This window comes from Anaerolineae bacterium (assembly GCA_013178165.1).
Classification (GTDB): Bacteria; Chloroflexota; Anaerolineae; order Aggregatilineales; family Ch27; genus Ch27.
The window spans coordinates 30,298-44,061 of sequence record JABLXG010000021.1 but is presented as its reverse complement, the minus strand read 5'-3'; the positions used below and the strand labels follow the sequence as shown (position 1 = coordinate 44,061).

General features: G+C 62.8%; 12 protein-coding genes. 2 read left to right on the top strand and 10 right to left on the bottom strand.

Going from position 1 to position 13,764, the window contains the following annotated elements; translation table 11 throughout:
- Window positions 1–2 precede the first annotated feature (2 nt).
- The 5 genes from HPY64_12320 to HPY64_12300 form a co-directional block, all read right to left on the bottom strand.
- Window positions 3–1,160: a UDP-glucose--hexose-1-phosphate uridylyltransferase gene (locus HPY64_12320; GenBank protein ID NPV67923.1), complete on the bottom strand. Its 1,158-nt coding sequence runs from the start codon at window positions 1,158–1,160 to the stop codon at window positions 3–5.
- Window positions 1,114–2,427 (bottom strand): alpha-glucosidase/alpha-galactosidase, encoded by a 1,314-nt coding sequence (locus HPY64_12315; protein ID NPV67922.1) that lies wholly within the window; start codon window positions 2,425–2,427, stop codon window positions 1,114–1,116. The genes HPY64_12320 and HPY64_12315 overlap by 47 nt, the downstream gene beginning before the upstream one ends.
- Window positions 2,428–2,496: 69 nt before the next feature.
- A complete protein-coding gene (locus HPY64_12310) occupies window positions 2,497–3,615 on the bottom strand; it encodes a hypothetical protein (GenBank protein NPV67921.1) in 1,119 nt (372 codons plus the stop codon).
- A 61-nt stretch (window positions 3,616–3,676) separates the two neighbouring features.
- On the bottom strand, window positions 3,677–4,513 hold the full coding sequence (locus HPY64_12305; GenBank protein NPV67920.1) for an AAC(3) family N-acetyltransferase: 837 nt from the start codon (window positions 4,511–4,513) through the stop codon (window positions 3,677–3,679).
- Entirely contained in the window at window positions 4,510–5,055 is a 546-nt protein-coding gene (locus HPY64_12300; GenBank protein ID NPV67919.1) for a DUF84 family protein, read from the bottom strand. Before HPY64_12300 ends, HPY64_12305 begins: the two co-directional genes overlap by 4 nt.
- A 92-nt stretch (window positions 5,056–5,147) precedes the next feature.
- Between HPY64_12300 and HPY64_12295 the strand changes: the two genes are divergently transcribed.
- Window positions 5,148–6,857, top strand: a complete 1,710-nt coding sequence (locus tag HPY64_12295; GenBank protein ID NPV67918.1) for a fibronectin-binding domain-containing protein — start codon at window positions 5,148–5,150, stop codon at window positions 6,855–6,857.
- A gap of 20 nt (window positions 6,858–6,877) precedes the next feature.
- Here the strand turns inward: HPY64_12295 and HPY64_12290 are convergent, their stop codons facing one another.
- The 5 genes from HPY64_12290 to HPY64_12270 form a co-directional block, all read right to left on the bottom strand.
- Entirely contained in the window at window positions 6,878–7,687 is an 810-nt protein-coding gene (locus tag HPY64_12290; protein NPV67917.1) for a polyphosphate kinase 2 family protein, read from the bottom strand.
- 79 nt (window positions 7,688–7,766) lie between these two features.
- The gene (locus HPY64_12285) at window positions 7,767–8,684 is read right to left on the bottom strand and encodes a HEAT repeat domain-containing protein (GenBank protein NPV67916.1); all 918 of its coding nucleotides are present in this window, start codon (window positions 8,682–8,684) and stop codon (window positions 7,767–7,769) included.
- A 119-nt stretch (window positions 8,685–8,803) separates the two neighbouring features.
- On the bottom strand, window positions 8,804–9,997 hold the full coding sequence (locus HPY64_12280; protein ID NPV67915.1) for a glycosyltransferase family 9 protein: 1,194 nt from the start codon (window positions 9,995–9,997) through the stop codon (window positions 8,804–8,806).
- Window positions 9,990–11,207 (bottom strand): glycosyltransferase, encoded by a 1,218-nt coding sequence (locus tag HPY64_12275; GenBank protein ID NPV67914.1) that lies wholly within the window; start codon window positions 11,205–11,207, stop codon window positions 9,990–9,992. The genes HPY64_12280 and HPY64_12275 overlap by 8 nt, the downstream gene beginning before the upstream one ends.
- Window positions 11,208–11,230: 23 nt before the next feature.
- Window positions 11,231–12,343, bottom strand: a complete 1,113-nt coding sequence (locus HPY64_12270; protein NPV67913.1) for a glycosyltransferase family 4 protein — start codon at window positions 12,341–12,343, stop codon at window positions 11,231–11,233.
- 202 nt (window positions 12,344–12,545) lie between these two features.
- On the opposite strand from HPY64_12270, the gene HPY64_12265 reads away from it, so the two are divergent.
- On the top strand, window positions 12,546–13,751 hold the full coding sequence (locus tag HPY64_12265) for a hypothetical protein (GenBank protein ID NPV67912.1): 1,206 nt from the start codon (window positions 12,546–12,548) through the stop codon (window positions 13,749–13,751).
- Window positions 13,752–13,764: the final 13 nt, after the last annotated feature.

Here is a 13,764-nt window from a genome sequence, read left to right as displayed (position 1 = left end):
GCTCAAATCCGCTGTGCCCGGTAATGCACTTCCGGCAGGGTGCGTAAGCGCTCGGCGGCCTGTTCAGCCGTCAGGTCGCGCTGGGCTTCGGCCAGCATCTCGTAGCCAACCATGAACTTCTTGATGGTGGCGGAGCGCAATAGCGGTGGGTAGAAGTGCGCGTGCAATTGCCAGTGATCGCCATCCTCACTGTCAAACGGTGCGCCATGCCAGCCCATTGAGTAGGGGAAGGAGACCTCGAACAGGTTGTCATAGCGCGTCAGCAGGCGCTTGAGGATGACGGCCAGCGCGTCGCGCTCGGAGTCGGTCAATTCTGACAGGCGGCGGATGTGACGGCGGCGCGGCAGTAGCAATGTCTCGTATGGCCAGATCGCCCAGTAGGGCACCACGGCCAGCCAGTCGTCGTTGTCGACCACGATACGCTGCTGTTGTTCTGCTTCGGCAGCAGCGTAATCCAGCAGCAGCGGTGTACCGTGGCGGGTGTAGTAGTCGCGTTGCTGGCGATTTTCCTTGGCGGGTTCATTGGGCAAGGCGCTACCAGCCCAGACCTGGCCATGCGGGTGCGGGTTGGAGGCGCCCATGATCGCGCCTTTGTTCTCGAAGACCTGCACCCAGCGGTATTCCCGGCCCAGCTCGGCGGTTTGCCCCGCCCAGATGTCAATCACGGTGCGGATTTCGCTCAGCCCCATCTCCGGCAGGGTCAGGTCATGGCGCGGCGAGAAGCAGATCACACGGCAGGTGCCGCGGACCGCTTCGGCCCGCAGGAGAGGATGGGTGGTTTCGCCGGTGTCGGGTGTATCGGGGAGCAGGGCGGCGAAGTCGTTGGTGAAGACGAACGTGCTTTCGTAACGGGGGTTACGCGCGCCGCCAGCCCGTTCGTTGCCGGGGCACAGGTAACACCCCGGATCGTAGGCCGGGCGTTCCTCCTGAGGTGGCCGTTCGACCTGGCCAAGCCAGGGGCGCTTGGTGCGGTGAGGCGAGACGAGAATCCATTCTCCTGTCAGTGGGTTGAAACGGCGATGCGGATGTTCGGTAGGATCAAAGCTGATGCCAGACACGTCCAGTTTGTCCTCTGTGGTGGTGGTCGGAGTCATGCGCGTAGGCATGACAAATCTAGTGATACGCCGGTAGCCAGTCGCCATGAGCCTCAATGAGGTCATCGACCAGGTTCCAGATTTGCTCCAGATCAAGCTCGGCGGCGGTATGTGGATCAAGCATGGCCGCGTGATAGATATGCTCGCGCTTGCCGGTCAGGGCCGCCTCGACGGTCAGCGCCTGCACATTGATGTTGGTCTGGATGAGGGCGGCCAGGTGAGCGGGCAGGCGTCCGACCCGGGTGGGCTGTATGCCATTCTTGTCGACCAGGCAGGGTACTTCTACACAGCACTCACGCGGCAGATTGTCGATCAGGCCCTCATTCATGACGTTGCCATAGATGACGCTTGGCTGACCGGTTTCGATGCTGTGGATAATATAGGAGCCATACTCATGCGACCGTTCGACGTGCAATGGTTCATTCCGATCTTCCAGCGCGGCGCGTAACCCCTCCCAGCCGGCGATCTGCGCCTCGCAGCGGGCGATGTATTCGTCCAGCGGGATATTGAACTTCTCGATCAGGTCGGGACGGTCGCGCTTGATGAACCAGGGCGTGTACTCACTGAAGTGCTCGCTGGACTCGGTGACAAAGTAGCCCAGCCGCTTAAACATCTCGTAACGCACCCGGTTCCAGGCCGGAACACGGCCTTCCTCGATAACCTGGCGGATGCGCGGGTAGAGGTTTTCAACCCTTCCGTCCGGCAGGCGGCGCTCAAAACGCAGGTAGAACGCCATGTGGTTGATGCCCGCGCAGAGGTAGTTGATCTCTTTGATCGGCACGCCGATGTCGCGGGCGAGCTGCCCGGCGGTTCCCTGGACGCTATGGCACAGCCCGACCGTTTTGACCCGCGTGGCGCGGTTGAGCGCCCAGCACAGGATCGCCATCGGGTTGACATAGTTCAAGTGGATAACATCCGGGCATAGTTCCTCCATGTCCCGGCACATTTCCAGGAAGACTGGGATGGTGCGCAGGCCGCGCATGATCCCGCCAACGCCCAGCGTGTCGGCGATGGTCTGGCGCAGCCCGTATTTCTTGGGCACTTCAAAGTCAATCACCGTGCCGGGCTTGTAACCGGCGACCTGGAACATGCTGATGACGTAATCGGCGCCGTCCAGCGCACGCCGGCGATCGGTGGTAGCTTCAATGGTCGCGGGGACCTTGAGCGCCTCCACCACTTTATGCCCGACAATCTCAGACGTGTGCAGGCGGTCAGGGTCAATGTCATGCAGGGTGATGGTCGACCCGGCCAGTTCCGGAAAGCTCAGGATATCGCCCATCAGATTTTTGGCAAAGACCGTGCTGCCAGCGCCAATGAAGGTGATCTTTGGCATTCTGTCACTCCACTGTTGGTACGGTAGCTATGTCAATACATACAAACAGGGTGGCCCTCTGGTGCGGGCCTAACCTGTCACATCCAGCCTGAATTCATAGGTGGCCGTTGCTCCCGGCCATTCCGTTTCCACGCGCAAGATATAGCTGTCCGGCTCCGCTATGACATCATAGAGTGCGATCGGGTTGCCCGGAACCTGCAACCGCCCCAGTTCGCGGTTGCGCGCGCTGCTGAGCAGCGTGAAGGTCATGCTGAGCGGTCCACCCGCCGCCGAGTCAATACGGAGGGTGTCGCCGCTGGTGACCTCCAGCGCTGCGCCTTGGCCAGCCGTTGAAAAGTCGCTGCACGTCTGTGCGCCGTCCTGACCGATGGTGCAGAAGCTCACGCTGTACGGTTGCAGGATCGTCCGCCCGCGTACGATCACCACCTCCGGCGCGGCGACCTGTGGGGCCGCGGTGGGCAGCAGGGCCGGCGTGGCCGTGGCAGGTTCAGCTGTGGGCGGGAGCGCTGTAGCGGTAGGTTGGACTTCCACCGCCGTTGTGGCGGTTGGTTCTGACGGTTCTGTTGGCGATGGCTCTGGCGTGGCCGTTGGCTTTTCCAGAGTAGGGGGCTGGGTAAGCAGCTCAGTTGGCTCGATGACGGCTGTTTGGGTCGGTGCAGCGGCTACCGCCCCGGCCACATCCAGCGCAAAGATGGTGGAGACAAAACCTATTTCACCTTCCAGGATCGGGTATTCCGCCACCAGTGCCAGCCGGTGAGTGCCCGGTTCAAGATCAACCTGGTAGTCCAGGCTGGCTGGCGGCGGGGCAGGCAATTCGATCTCCGTTGGAGCGCCACCAGTGTCAAGATCATCCAGCAGGCGGATGTAGAGATGCGCCGGAGGGCCTAGCTCGCTGTCAATGGTGAAGGTGACGATGTCACCCTGGCTGACGGCCAGCGCATCCTCAGGTTGCATATTCAGCGGGTCCGGCTCACAACGGATGTCATTGGCTGCCTGGAGCCAGCAATAGGCCCCGGCCAGGCCGTTCGTCACTGTTTCTCCCTTGCTCAGCTGGATGGCAGGCCGGGCGGGCACTGGCGCCAGCGTCGCGCCTGTGCCTGCCGTTTGCTCTGCTGGGGGCGGCGCGGTAGTGCACGCAGCCATGACGAAGAGGGTGCTCAACAGAATCACGCTGATAGTTTTTTTCATCGTCTGTGCTCCCCTGCAAAAACGGCGTAGGGCAGGCGCTCCACGCGCAAATACCTGTTGTCTACTGCTGATCGGTTGCCGGTGGCTGCCGATTTTCTTCCATCCACCGGACAGCGAAGTCCACCAGCGGGCGTTGCCGCATGAGCAGGGCCCGGCCACAGCCCACCGTCCCCTGCCGAACCTGGCCAGTGGCGTTAAAGGCTTCTCCCAGTTGCTCGAAGTCACCGCAGTCCAGATCGAGATCGGGGATCCCCGCCCAGCGACGCACGCTGTTATCTATGATGGGCGCGCCCTGCACAATGGTCTTCTTGCCGGGGTAGCTGGCCCGGTACTCGGCCAGGTGTAGCGATGTGTTGTTGCCATGGCCGACACCCAGCAACAGCACCCAGCCATCCAGGTCATAGATCCGCGCCAGCGGTGATCCTTCGCCCAGGCCGTAAGCCAGGCTATGGCTGGCGGTGATCATTGCAGCGTACCGACCACGCGCGGCAAATGAGACTTGCGGATGATAACTACGCAGCACACCAGGCATTTTACGAAAGCATTCAGCGATCACGCCCATGCCTCGTGTTGGCGTGAGATCAGGGTCAAAGGCTGGCATGGATTGGCGGATCATTTCCCACCATTCGCGGGGGACAGGCGGGTTGACCCACAGCGCTGGATCGGACAGATCGCCGGAATGAGCCGGCATGACGAGTGTTCCTGCTGGCTCCAGGATGGTCTCAAGGGCGCGGATGACGGCTACCGGCCCGCCACAAACCCAGCCCAGACTGCTGAGGGAGCTATGCACCAGTACGACCATGCCCTGCTGGAGGCCCAGAGCGGCAAGGTCTTCAACCAGGGTATCGACGGTGACCGGTCGGCTGCCGGTGCGGGCAATGACTGCTGCTTCGCTCACGACTGCTCCCTGCTGTAGTACGCCGGGCTGAGGAATGGAGCCAGCGCCAAGCGCAGAATATGGGCATAGGCGCTCTGCCGGGATTCCAGACCGGCGGTCAGGATGCCGATCGCCCCCAGGTCATGCTTGGTGTTGCGCTGACCGGTCAGAGTATCCATCACTGAACCCAGTTCCATGCCGGTTGCCAGTAATTCGCTGACTGCTGGCGGCAGCAACATGTGCGAACCGCCGCCGACGCCAAGCCGCCCATCCCTGCTGATCACGGTGCACCAGGCGCAGGTCATCAGCCCCAATTCGGTCTCAATCAGGCCGCCTTCAAAACCGATGGCAAGGTCAGCGCCAGTCTGTTCTAGGGCGGCGCGCGCCCGGTGCAGCGCGCCGGTGCGGGTTTCTTCCTCACCCCAGGGCTGCACGGAGACACCGGAAGGTGCGTCAACAGCCGTGAAGCTGGCGCCGGGGAATAGCTCCGCCAGCACATCCTGCGCCGCCGCGCGCTTGACCGGATTAAGTGAGCCGATGGCAATTCGAATCCCATTGTGCATGGGCCGCATTGTAGCATTATGCCCGGCGCCGTGCCACTGAGCTTGCGGGATGCGTTATAGTAAGCGTGCATGACGGGAGAATGGGAGAAGGTATGTACTTCGACGTATTCACCATCAACGCCCTGGTGGACGAACTGACTGATCGGATTGCCGGTGGACGGGTGCAAAAAGTCATTGACTTGAGCGAGAGCGCAGTGGGCCTGGAAGTTTACGCCCACCACGAACGGCACTACCTGATTCTGGATGCCACACCTGCCCGGCCTTATGCGCTGGTCAGCGGGGAGAAACTGCGTCGTGGCCTGCCACACCCCACCCAGCTTGGCCTGTTGCTGCGGCGGTACGTCGAAGGCGGGATCATCGAGGCGATCAGCCAGCCGGCCTGGGAACGCATGTTCACGCTGCATGTTGACAGCCCGGAGGGCGTCAGCGAGGTGATCTTCGAGGGGATCGAGCGCCGGGCGAACATCCTGCTGGTGCAGGAAGGCGTGATTCTGGACTGTATCCGCCGGGTAGGGGCGGCAGAGAACCGGGTGCGGGTGAGCCTGCCGGGGCGCGATTATGTGCCGCCGCCCAGGCAGACGGGCAGGATTCAGCCCGATATGGTGACTCTGGGTGATCTGGAAGACTGCCTGGAAGCCGATCCCGGCGAGCCGGCCTGGCGGGCGCTGACGGGACGGTTGCTGGGTATCAGCCCACTGCTGGCGCGGGAGATCATCTTCCGGGCGGCGGGCGAGCCTAACGCCAGAGCCGGCGATACCAGCGCGCGGGCAGTAGCTCTGGCGTTACAGGATGTCCTGGCGCCTCTGTTGCAGCGCGACTGGCACCCTGGCTGTCTTATTGATCAGGCTGGCCGGGTTGTTGCCTGCGCGCCCAGGCCATTGACTTACCGGGATAGCTGGCAACCGGCGGCGTCGATGAGCGAGGCGCTTGTGGCCTATTATGGCGCACCGGTCGGCGAGGAAGCCTATGAGGAAGCCAAGCGGCCAGTCCGCGAACAGCTTGAAGAGGCGATAGCGCGGGTCAGCCACAAGGCGGAGGCGATGCGCCGGTCGCTTAGGGACCAGAGTGAACTGGACGCCCTGCGTCAGGCCGGGGAACTGCTACTGGCTTACCAGTATACCATCCCACCGGGAGCGACCACCTTTGCCGCCCAGTACGATCCAGATGGCCCGCCGATCACTATTGCGCTCGACCCGGCGCTTTCTGCCCTGGAGAACGCCAGGCAGTACTTTGCCCGCTATGATAAAGCCAAGCGTGCCCTGGCTGATGTCCCGGAGCGGCTGGCCGCTGCCGAGCAGGAGTTGGCCTTCCTCCGCCAGCTGGAGACCGACCTGGTGCTGGCGGCAAGCTGGCCGGAGATCGACGAAGTGCGCGATGCGCTGGAGCGCGACGGCTACTGGCGTGGGCCGCGCCAGGCGCACCCGCAGGGCGGCAAGCCCGCGCCGCTGCGGGTGGAGACGCCGGAAGGCTTGACGATCTGGGTAGGGCGCAACGCTCGCCAGAACGAGCAGGTCACGTTTGGCAAAGGCGGCCCGGAAGACCTCTGGCTGCATGCACGCGGCGTGCCGGGCGCCCACGTGATCATCCGCTCGGAGGGGCGCACAGTGCCGGATGCGGTGATCCGGCGGGCAGCGGAACTGGCTGCCTACTACAGCGCAGCGCGGGCGGAGGGGCGTGTCCTGGTCGACGTCACACTGCGCAAGTACGTGCGCAAGATCAAGGGCGGCAAGCCGGGTATGGTCACCTATCGCCATGAAACTGCCCGCGAAGTCACCCCTCGCGGGCTTGAGAACGAGACCTGATTGAATGGCCGACAACTGGCTCAATCCGGAATTTCGTATTTCTCGATGTCTGGTGGCGGCGTAGGATAAGCCAGTTCCATTTTCTCCATCGTCTCGATAAGAACGCGCGAGATGATCAGGTTACGGTACCACTTGCGGTCCGAAGGGATGACGTACCAGGGCGCATAGTCCTGGTTGCAGCGGGTCAGGGCATCCTCGAAGGCGGCCATGTAGTCATCCCAGCGCGTGCGCTCTTCCAGATCGCCGGGAGCAAACTTCCATTGCTTTTCCGGCGTGTTCCGGCGCTCCAGCAGACGCTCCTTCTGTTCTTGCTTGCTGATGTGCAGGTAGAATTTGACAATGGTCACGCCGCTGTCGGCCAGTAAGCGCTCAAAAGCGTTGATGTGATCGTAGCGTCGCTGCCACACCTCTTCCGGCGCCAGATTCTTGACCCGCACCACCAGTACATCTTCATAGTGAGAGCGGTTAAAGATGCCGATCATACCCCGGCGTGGGACCGCGGCATGAATGCGCCACAGAAAATCATGGGCCAGTTCTTCTTCCGTGGGGACTTTGAATGACGTGACGCGCACACCCTGCGGGTTGAACGCACCCATGACATGCTCGATCACGCCATCCTTGCCGCCGGTGTCCATTGCCTGCAGTACAATCAGGAGGGCGTGTTTGCCCTGTGCGTAAAGCATTTCCTGCAGGCTGTGCAGACGCTCCAGATTCTGCTGAAGCTCCTGGGCAGCTTCCTTCTTGTTTCCGAATGTGCCAGTATAGCCGGGATCGAAGTCCTTCAGGCGGAAGCGTTTGCCCGGCGGCAGGGTCAGCGGCTGCTCTTTCATTCTTTCCTCCCTGTTAGCAGGAGACGCACCAACAGCGTCTGAGGACACACCAACAGCCTGCTCGCAGGCTTTTCCACAGCTATTTGCCGCGCTTTTCCAGACGGCGACGACGAGCTTCTTCGGCGCGGCGCAGAATCTCAACGACATCTTCCTGGGGCGGCGGAGCGACAGGCTGCACCGGAGACGCCGTCGGCGTGGGCGAGGGGGCGATGCTTGCCTTTGCGGCCCGACGCCGGGCGATCTCCGTTGCCAGCGAACCGTCCTGTTCCATCTCCCAGTACACGGTGTTCCAGTACAGGAACTTGCCGAAACGTTCAGCGGCCTGGCGCACTTCCGGTGCAGGATCGGCCAGGAAGGCGCAGGCCAGGTGGGGGAGGGCCGCCGGATTGTTGAGGGTGAACAGTTCCTGCGCTGCTGTCCTGCGGATAGCGGTATCCTCGCCTTCGCGCAGCCGCCTGACCCAGCGGGAGATATCTGTATCGGTGGGTTTGAGCGCCGGTGCGCGGCTGGAGCCAATGGCAGGGCGCGGTTCCAGGTTGGAGGAGGCGACCTCCGCGCCGGCCTGCAACATGGAGGTCATCAGCGTCGTGCCCATCCCGCCGACAACAGCTCCGGCCAGCCCGGCGGCTACGGCCAGGTTGGTTTTCTTCTGGCTGGCGTCGCGCTGGCGGCGCATCATTTCCAGGCGCAGGTTGTCATCCAGTCTCTTGAGCAGGTCAGCCTCGCCTTCCTGCTCCAGGCGTTCCAGTTCGTGGTATACGCCGAAATGCTGGAAGATGGCCTCCAGTGTGCTGAAGCCATTTTGCCGGGCCGCGTAGATACGGCGGCCAGCCCAGAGCACCGTCTCCTTGAGAGTGGGATCGGTCTCCTGACGGTAGCGCTCGCGCAGTGGATCGAGCGCCTGCGTCTCTTCCACCATGCCGAGCACGCGGATAATGTCCAGGCGGACTGCTGACTGCGGATTATTGAGGTTGGCGATAAGGTTTTCGATGAACATGACCGGCGAATCCTTTTGAATAACAATTGATGTGATTGTGCGTATTGTAGCACAGGCCGGGGGCGGGTACGGTGGAGGGCGTTGAGCCGGGGATCAGCCAGCCGGGGGAAAAGTCAGCGTTAGCTCTCGCCGGTGGCACGGATGGCCGCTTCCAGTACGGCCTCCGGGGCAATATCCCGTACACAGGGGTGATCAGCCGGGTCGGCGCCGGGCCAATCCAGGATGCGGCAGGGACGGCAAGCGATGGCTGTGGTCAGGACGATGTGACGGACGGGGTCGCCCCAGGGGCCAAACTCCGCCGGGTCCGCCGGACCATAGAGGTGAACCGTTGGCGCGCCAACAGCGGTGGCCAGGTGGAGCGGGCCGCTATCCGGTCCCAGAACGACACGCGCGCCCTCATAAAGCGCCGCAAGCTGGCCGACGGTGGTTTCCCCGGCCAGCACGATGGCAGGCGCGGCCATCTGATCGGTAATGCTGCGCACCAGCGAAATCTCATGGTCGCTGCCAGTGAACAGAATCGGCGCGCCCCAGCGCCGGGCAAGATGATCCGCTACCAGCGCCCAGTGGGCTGATGGCCACTGTTTGATGCGCGTGCCCGTGCCGGGGTGGATGATGACACGGGGGGCCGTCGGCGGCAGCCCGGCTTCGGCCAGTTGCCGGTGCACGAACTCCCGGTCTTCATCCTGGATGGGGAAGGTCAGGATGGAGGGATGATCAACACTGACGCCAAGTGCCCGGATGAGCGCCAGGCCGCGCTCCACAGCATGACTGGCGCGGAAAGGGACGGCGTCGGTCAAGAACGGCGCGACATCGGGCAGGGCGAACCCGATCCGGCGGGGAATGCGGGCCAGGAAAGCCAGCATGGCTCCCCACCAGTGATCGGGGCGGAAGACGATCGCACTGTCGACCTGCAACCGCCGCAGATGGTTGGCCCAGCGCCAGGCCAGCAGGTAAGGCTGAGCGGAGGCGCGGGCGGGGTGGCGGGCGAATCCCGGGAAGGGCAGCGTCAGGGTGAGGTCGATCTCCGGGTAGGCGCTGATCACGCCTGCTGACCAGAGGCCGACCAGTGCGACCAGGCGGGCTTCTGGCAGGGCGGCGGCCAGAGCGCGGATGGCCGGGGTGGTCAGCAGCACATCTCCCAGGTGATCAGGGCGAATGAGCAGGATCGTACGCCCATCCCCGCGGATCGGAGGGAGTGGCAAACGTGCCAGCGCCGTCAACAAAGTGCCGCGCAGTTGCTGGCGGCGGGTACGGGCGTGCTGGCGGGCAGCCAACACCTGGTTGCGCAGGGCCAGTTCTGTAAGATCAGCCAACGCCTAATTCCCGGTATACAGCCCGCAGGCGGGGCAGCAAAATGGACCAATCATAGCGCTCCTGTACAAAGGCGCGGGCTTTTTCGCCCAGCATGCCTGCCTGTTCTGAATCGCGGTACAGCCGAACCACCGAACGGGCAAATTCCTTGGCAGTATCGGCAATCATGACTTCCTGGCCATCCTTAATGGCCAGCCCCTGTACACCAATGGTGGTGCTGACAATCGGGCAGCCGGCAGCCATGGCCTCCAGCACCTTCAGACGCGTGCCGCTGCCCATCCGCAGAGGCACTACAAAGACGCTTGCCGCCTGCAGGTATGGCAGGATATCCGGCACCAGACCGGTGAGCGTGATCCCGCACTGGCCGCGCAGTACATTCAGGCGTGGATGTGGCGATTGACCGACAACGTAGAAGTGGGCGTTGGGCAATTCCTGGCGGACCAACGGCAGGACTTCCTGGCCGAACCAGAGCGCAGCGTCGATGTTGGGGCGGTAGTCCATTTTGCCGGTAAAAACCAGCGCCGGCTTTTCCAGGTCAACCGGTTCGACGGCTGGCTGGCAGTACAGGTGCGCCGAGATGCCGTTAGGAACGACCGTTATCGGCGTTCCTGCGGCCAGCGTGCGCAGCAGACCGGCATCTGTCTCAGACACGGCGATAATGTGGTCTACCCTCCGGCAGACGCTCTGCTCCAGGCGGCGCACCCGTTCCGCCTGGAGGCGCGAATAGAATGCGCCGGGCAGGTTGCTCAGGGCGCCACGTTCGGTCTCGTAGATGCGTTGCTGGAGGGCGTATTCGGCGTTGTGGGCATCATAGATCACGGGGGTTCCCGGCTGTATCTCCCGGATGATGGGCAGGTAGATGGCCATTTCCAGGTTTTCAATCTGGATCACGTCAAACCGGGTCGCCGACAGCCACTGGCGGAGTTGAGCCGCAAATGCTGGCGAATGGAAGCGGCGAGCGATATCGGCCTCGCTGGTCAGCAGCAGAGTCCGCAACCGATCTGGCGCGGTGCGCACAGGGGTGGATACCGTGGTGATGGCTGCACAGAGGCGGGCCAGCGGAGTCCGATCTGGCTCGATGGTGCGTTTGCTGTGAAAGGATAACAACCAGATTTCATGATCCGCCAGCCCTTCGATGATCCCAAAATTGCGCATGGGCGCCCCGGCGTAAGGGGGATAAGGCAGTTCGGAAGTCAGGAACAGGATACGCAAGACAGACTCTCCTGCAAAGGTGTCTAGCTGGAAAGCAGCTGCTGATAAACGCGGTGGGTAACCGTCGCGGTCTGCTGCCAGGTGAACATGGCGGCACGGGCCAGGCCCGCCCGCCGCAGGCGCGCGGACAGGGCGCTATCGGTCAGAACCTCCTGCAGCCGGGCCGCGATCTCCTCTGGCTGGTCGGGATCAATCAACAATCCAGCTTCTCCGACGATCTCCGGCGGCGCGCTGCGGTTGGTGACGATGACCGGCGTGCCGCAGGCCATCGCTTCCAGGGCCGTCAGGCCGAATCCCTCGTAGAACGACGGCAGCACCAGCACTGCGGCAGCATTGTAGAGGGCGGGCAAAAGCGGCTGCGGGATATCTTCTCGCCAGAGGACGTGCGCTTCAAGTCCCAGGTTGGCAACCCGTTCGAATAGGGTTTCGTACAGCCAGCCGCGCCGTCCGGCCAGAACCAGCGGTGGCGCGTCAGACAGGGACACGCGCAGCCGGTGGTAAGCATCCAGCAAACCGGCCAGGTTCTTGCGCGGCTCGAAAGTACCCACGAACAGGATGAAGCCGCGTGGCAGGCTCAGCGTCCGGCAGGCGGCGGCGATCTCCTCTTCTGGCAGCGGGTGGAAGGATGAATCTACGCCCTCCAGATGCACGGTGATCCGCGATTCCGGTACACCCAGCCGCTCGATCAGGTCGTTCCGTGTGGCCTGGGAGCAGGCCAGGATATGATCGGCCTGGCGGACAGCCCGAGCGATCTGGCCGCTGTAGTAGCGGCGGCTGTCTGCGGTCAGAAACTGCGGATAGTACAGGAAGTTCAGATCGTGAACGGTGATCACGTATCGCCGCGCACCCCGGAGCGGGGGGATGAAATCAGGGCTATGCAGCACATCCAGCCGCAGACGGATGATCTCAGCGGCCAGCGCCCAGGATTCCAGACGGTGGTGGCTGGGCGTCCACAGGGAGACGCGGGCAAAGTTGGGGCCGGGCGCCAGGGTATGCGGGTCTTTGCGGCTGTGCAGAATGTCATAGCGTGTGGTACTGTCCAGGGCGGCCAGTTGCTCGATCAGATGGCGGGTATACGCCGCAATGCCACCCTGCCGGTAATAGAGGAGTCGCGCGTCGATGCCTATGGTGCTCATGGTCAGGAGTATAGCGCAAGAAGGAGTACAAACCAGCCTCCTGGCACAGGCTGTAATGCACCCCCCGGATCGGTTATAATGCGGCTGTAGCATGTACGGCGGCAGGGCAACCCTGACGGGGAAACGTGACAGCCGCCGCGAGTCCGCTGCCCGCGTGACAGACCGGGTACGGCAGGAGGCGGGTGGTGGGAGGAAAGTCAATATGGATATTAACCAGATTGCCAGGATGATCGAGTGGCTGGATGAAGAGCGACGCCGCGACAAGGCGGTGATCGCCGCCCTCGAAGAGCGCATTCAGCAACAGCAGGAGACCATTGCCCAGCTTACCCGACGCGTCGGCGGGGTGGAAAGCGATCAAGCATCGCTGCGTGGTGCTTTTTTGCCGGCGGGTAAAGATGCCGAGATCATGGCCCAGTTGCGGCTGGAGATGATGCAGCTGGTTGAACAGAACGAGGCCAAGCGGCTGGCCGCCGAACGCGAAGCGGAACGGAGGGCCGCGCTTTCCCGCGAGAGCCTGATCCGTCCGGTGCGTGAACTTGGCGAGCGGCTGGATAAGCTGGAGCGCGCCCTGGATCAGTTGCCTCCGATCCGGGCGGAGCAGGACCGCCTGGCGACAGCGATCCCGGCGCTTCAGCAGCGGCTGGATGATATGAGCAAGAAGCTAGAGGAACCGGACCGCCGTCTGGCTTTTCTGGAGGAACAGCGGCGGGCCGATTCGCGCCGTCTTTCCGAAGTGCAGGCCGAACTGCCGGAGCAACAGAAGCAGATCGACGCCATCCGGCCCAAGCTGGAACTGCTGGAAGACATGGCCCTCCGCAACGAGAAGCGCATCCTGGAGATCCAGAGCACGGAACGCGAACGCCGCGAGCAAATCCAGCAATTCATCGACCAGCAGACTCTATTGCTGCAACAGCGCGATCAGCAGATCGCCGCCTTTGAGAGCCGGATCGGCAACTATGACGAAGAGATGCAGGCCTACATGCAGCGCTTTGAAACCTGGTCGGAAGCCTATCGCAACATGAAGCGCATCATCGACGACTTTGAGCGAATCGCTGAGCGGCTGGATCGGCGGATCAATGAAGTGGCGGAGATGCAACGGCTCTCTGAAGATCGCTTCCGCCAGGAGTGGAACGCCTGGACGACGGATGATCAGAAGCGTTGGAAGCAGTTTACGCTGACCAATGACGAAGCCTGGCGCAGCCATGACAAGGAATTCGAGACGTTTGTCGCCCGGCTGGGGGAGATTGCCAGCCAGATTCCGCCACTGCGCGAAAGCATCGAGCGGCTGTGGGCGCTGGAACGGGCGCGTTTCGCCCTCTACCGCGAAAAGTACCAGGCCCTGCTGGATGAATTTGATGTGCGGGTCTCGCCCAAGACTCCCACTGACAACGGTGGCAACAAGTTCTAGCGCGCCACCCGGC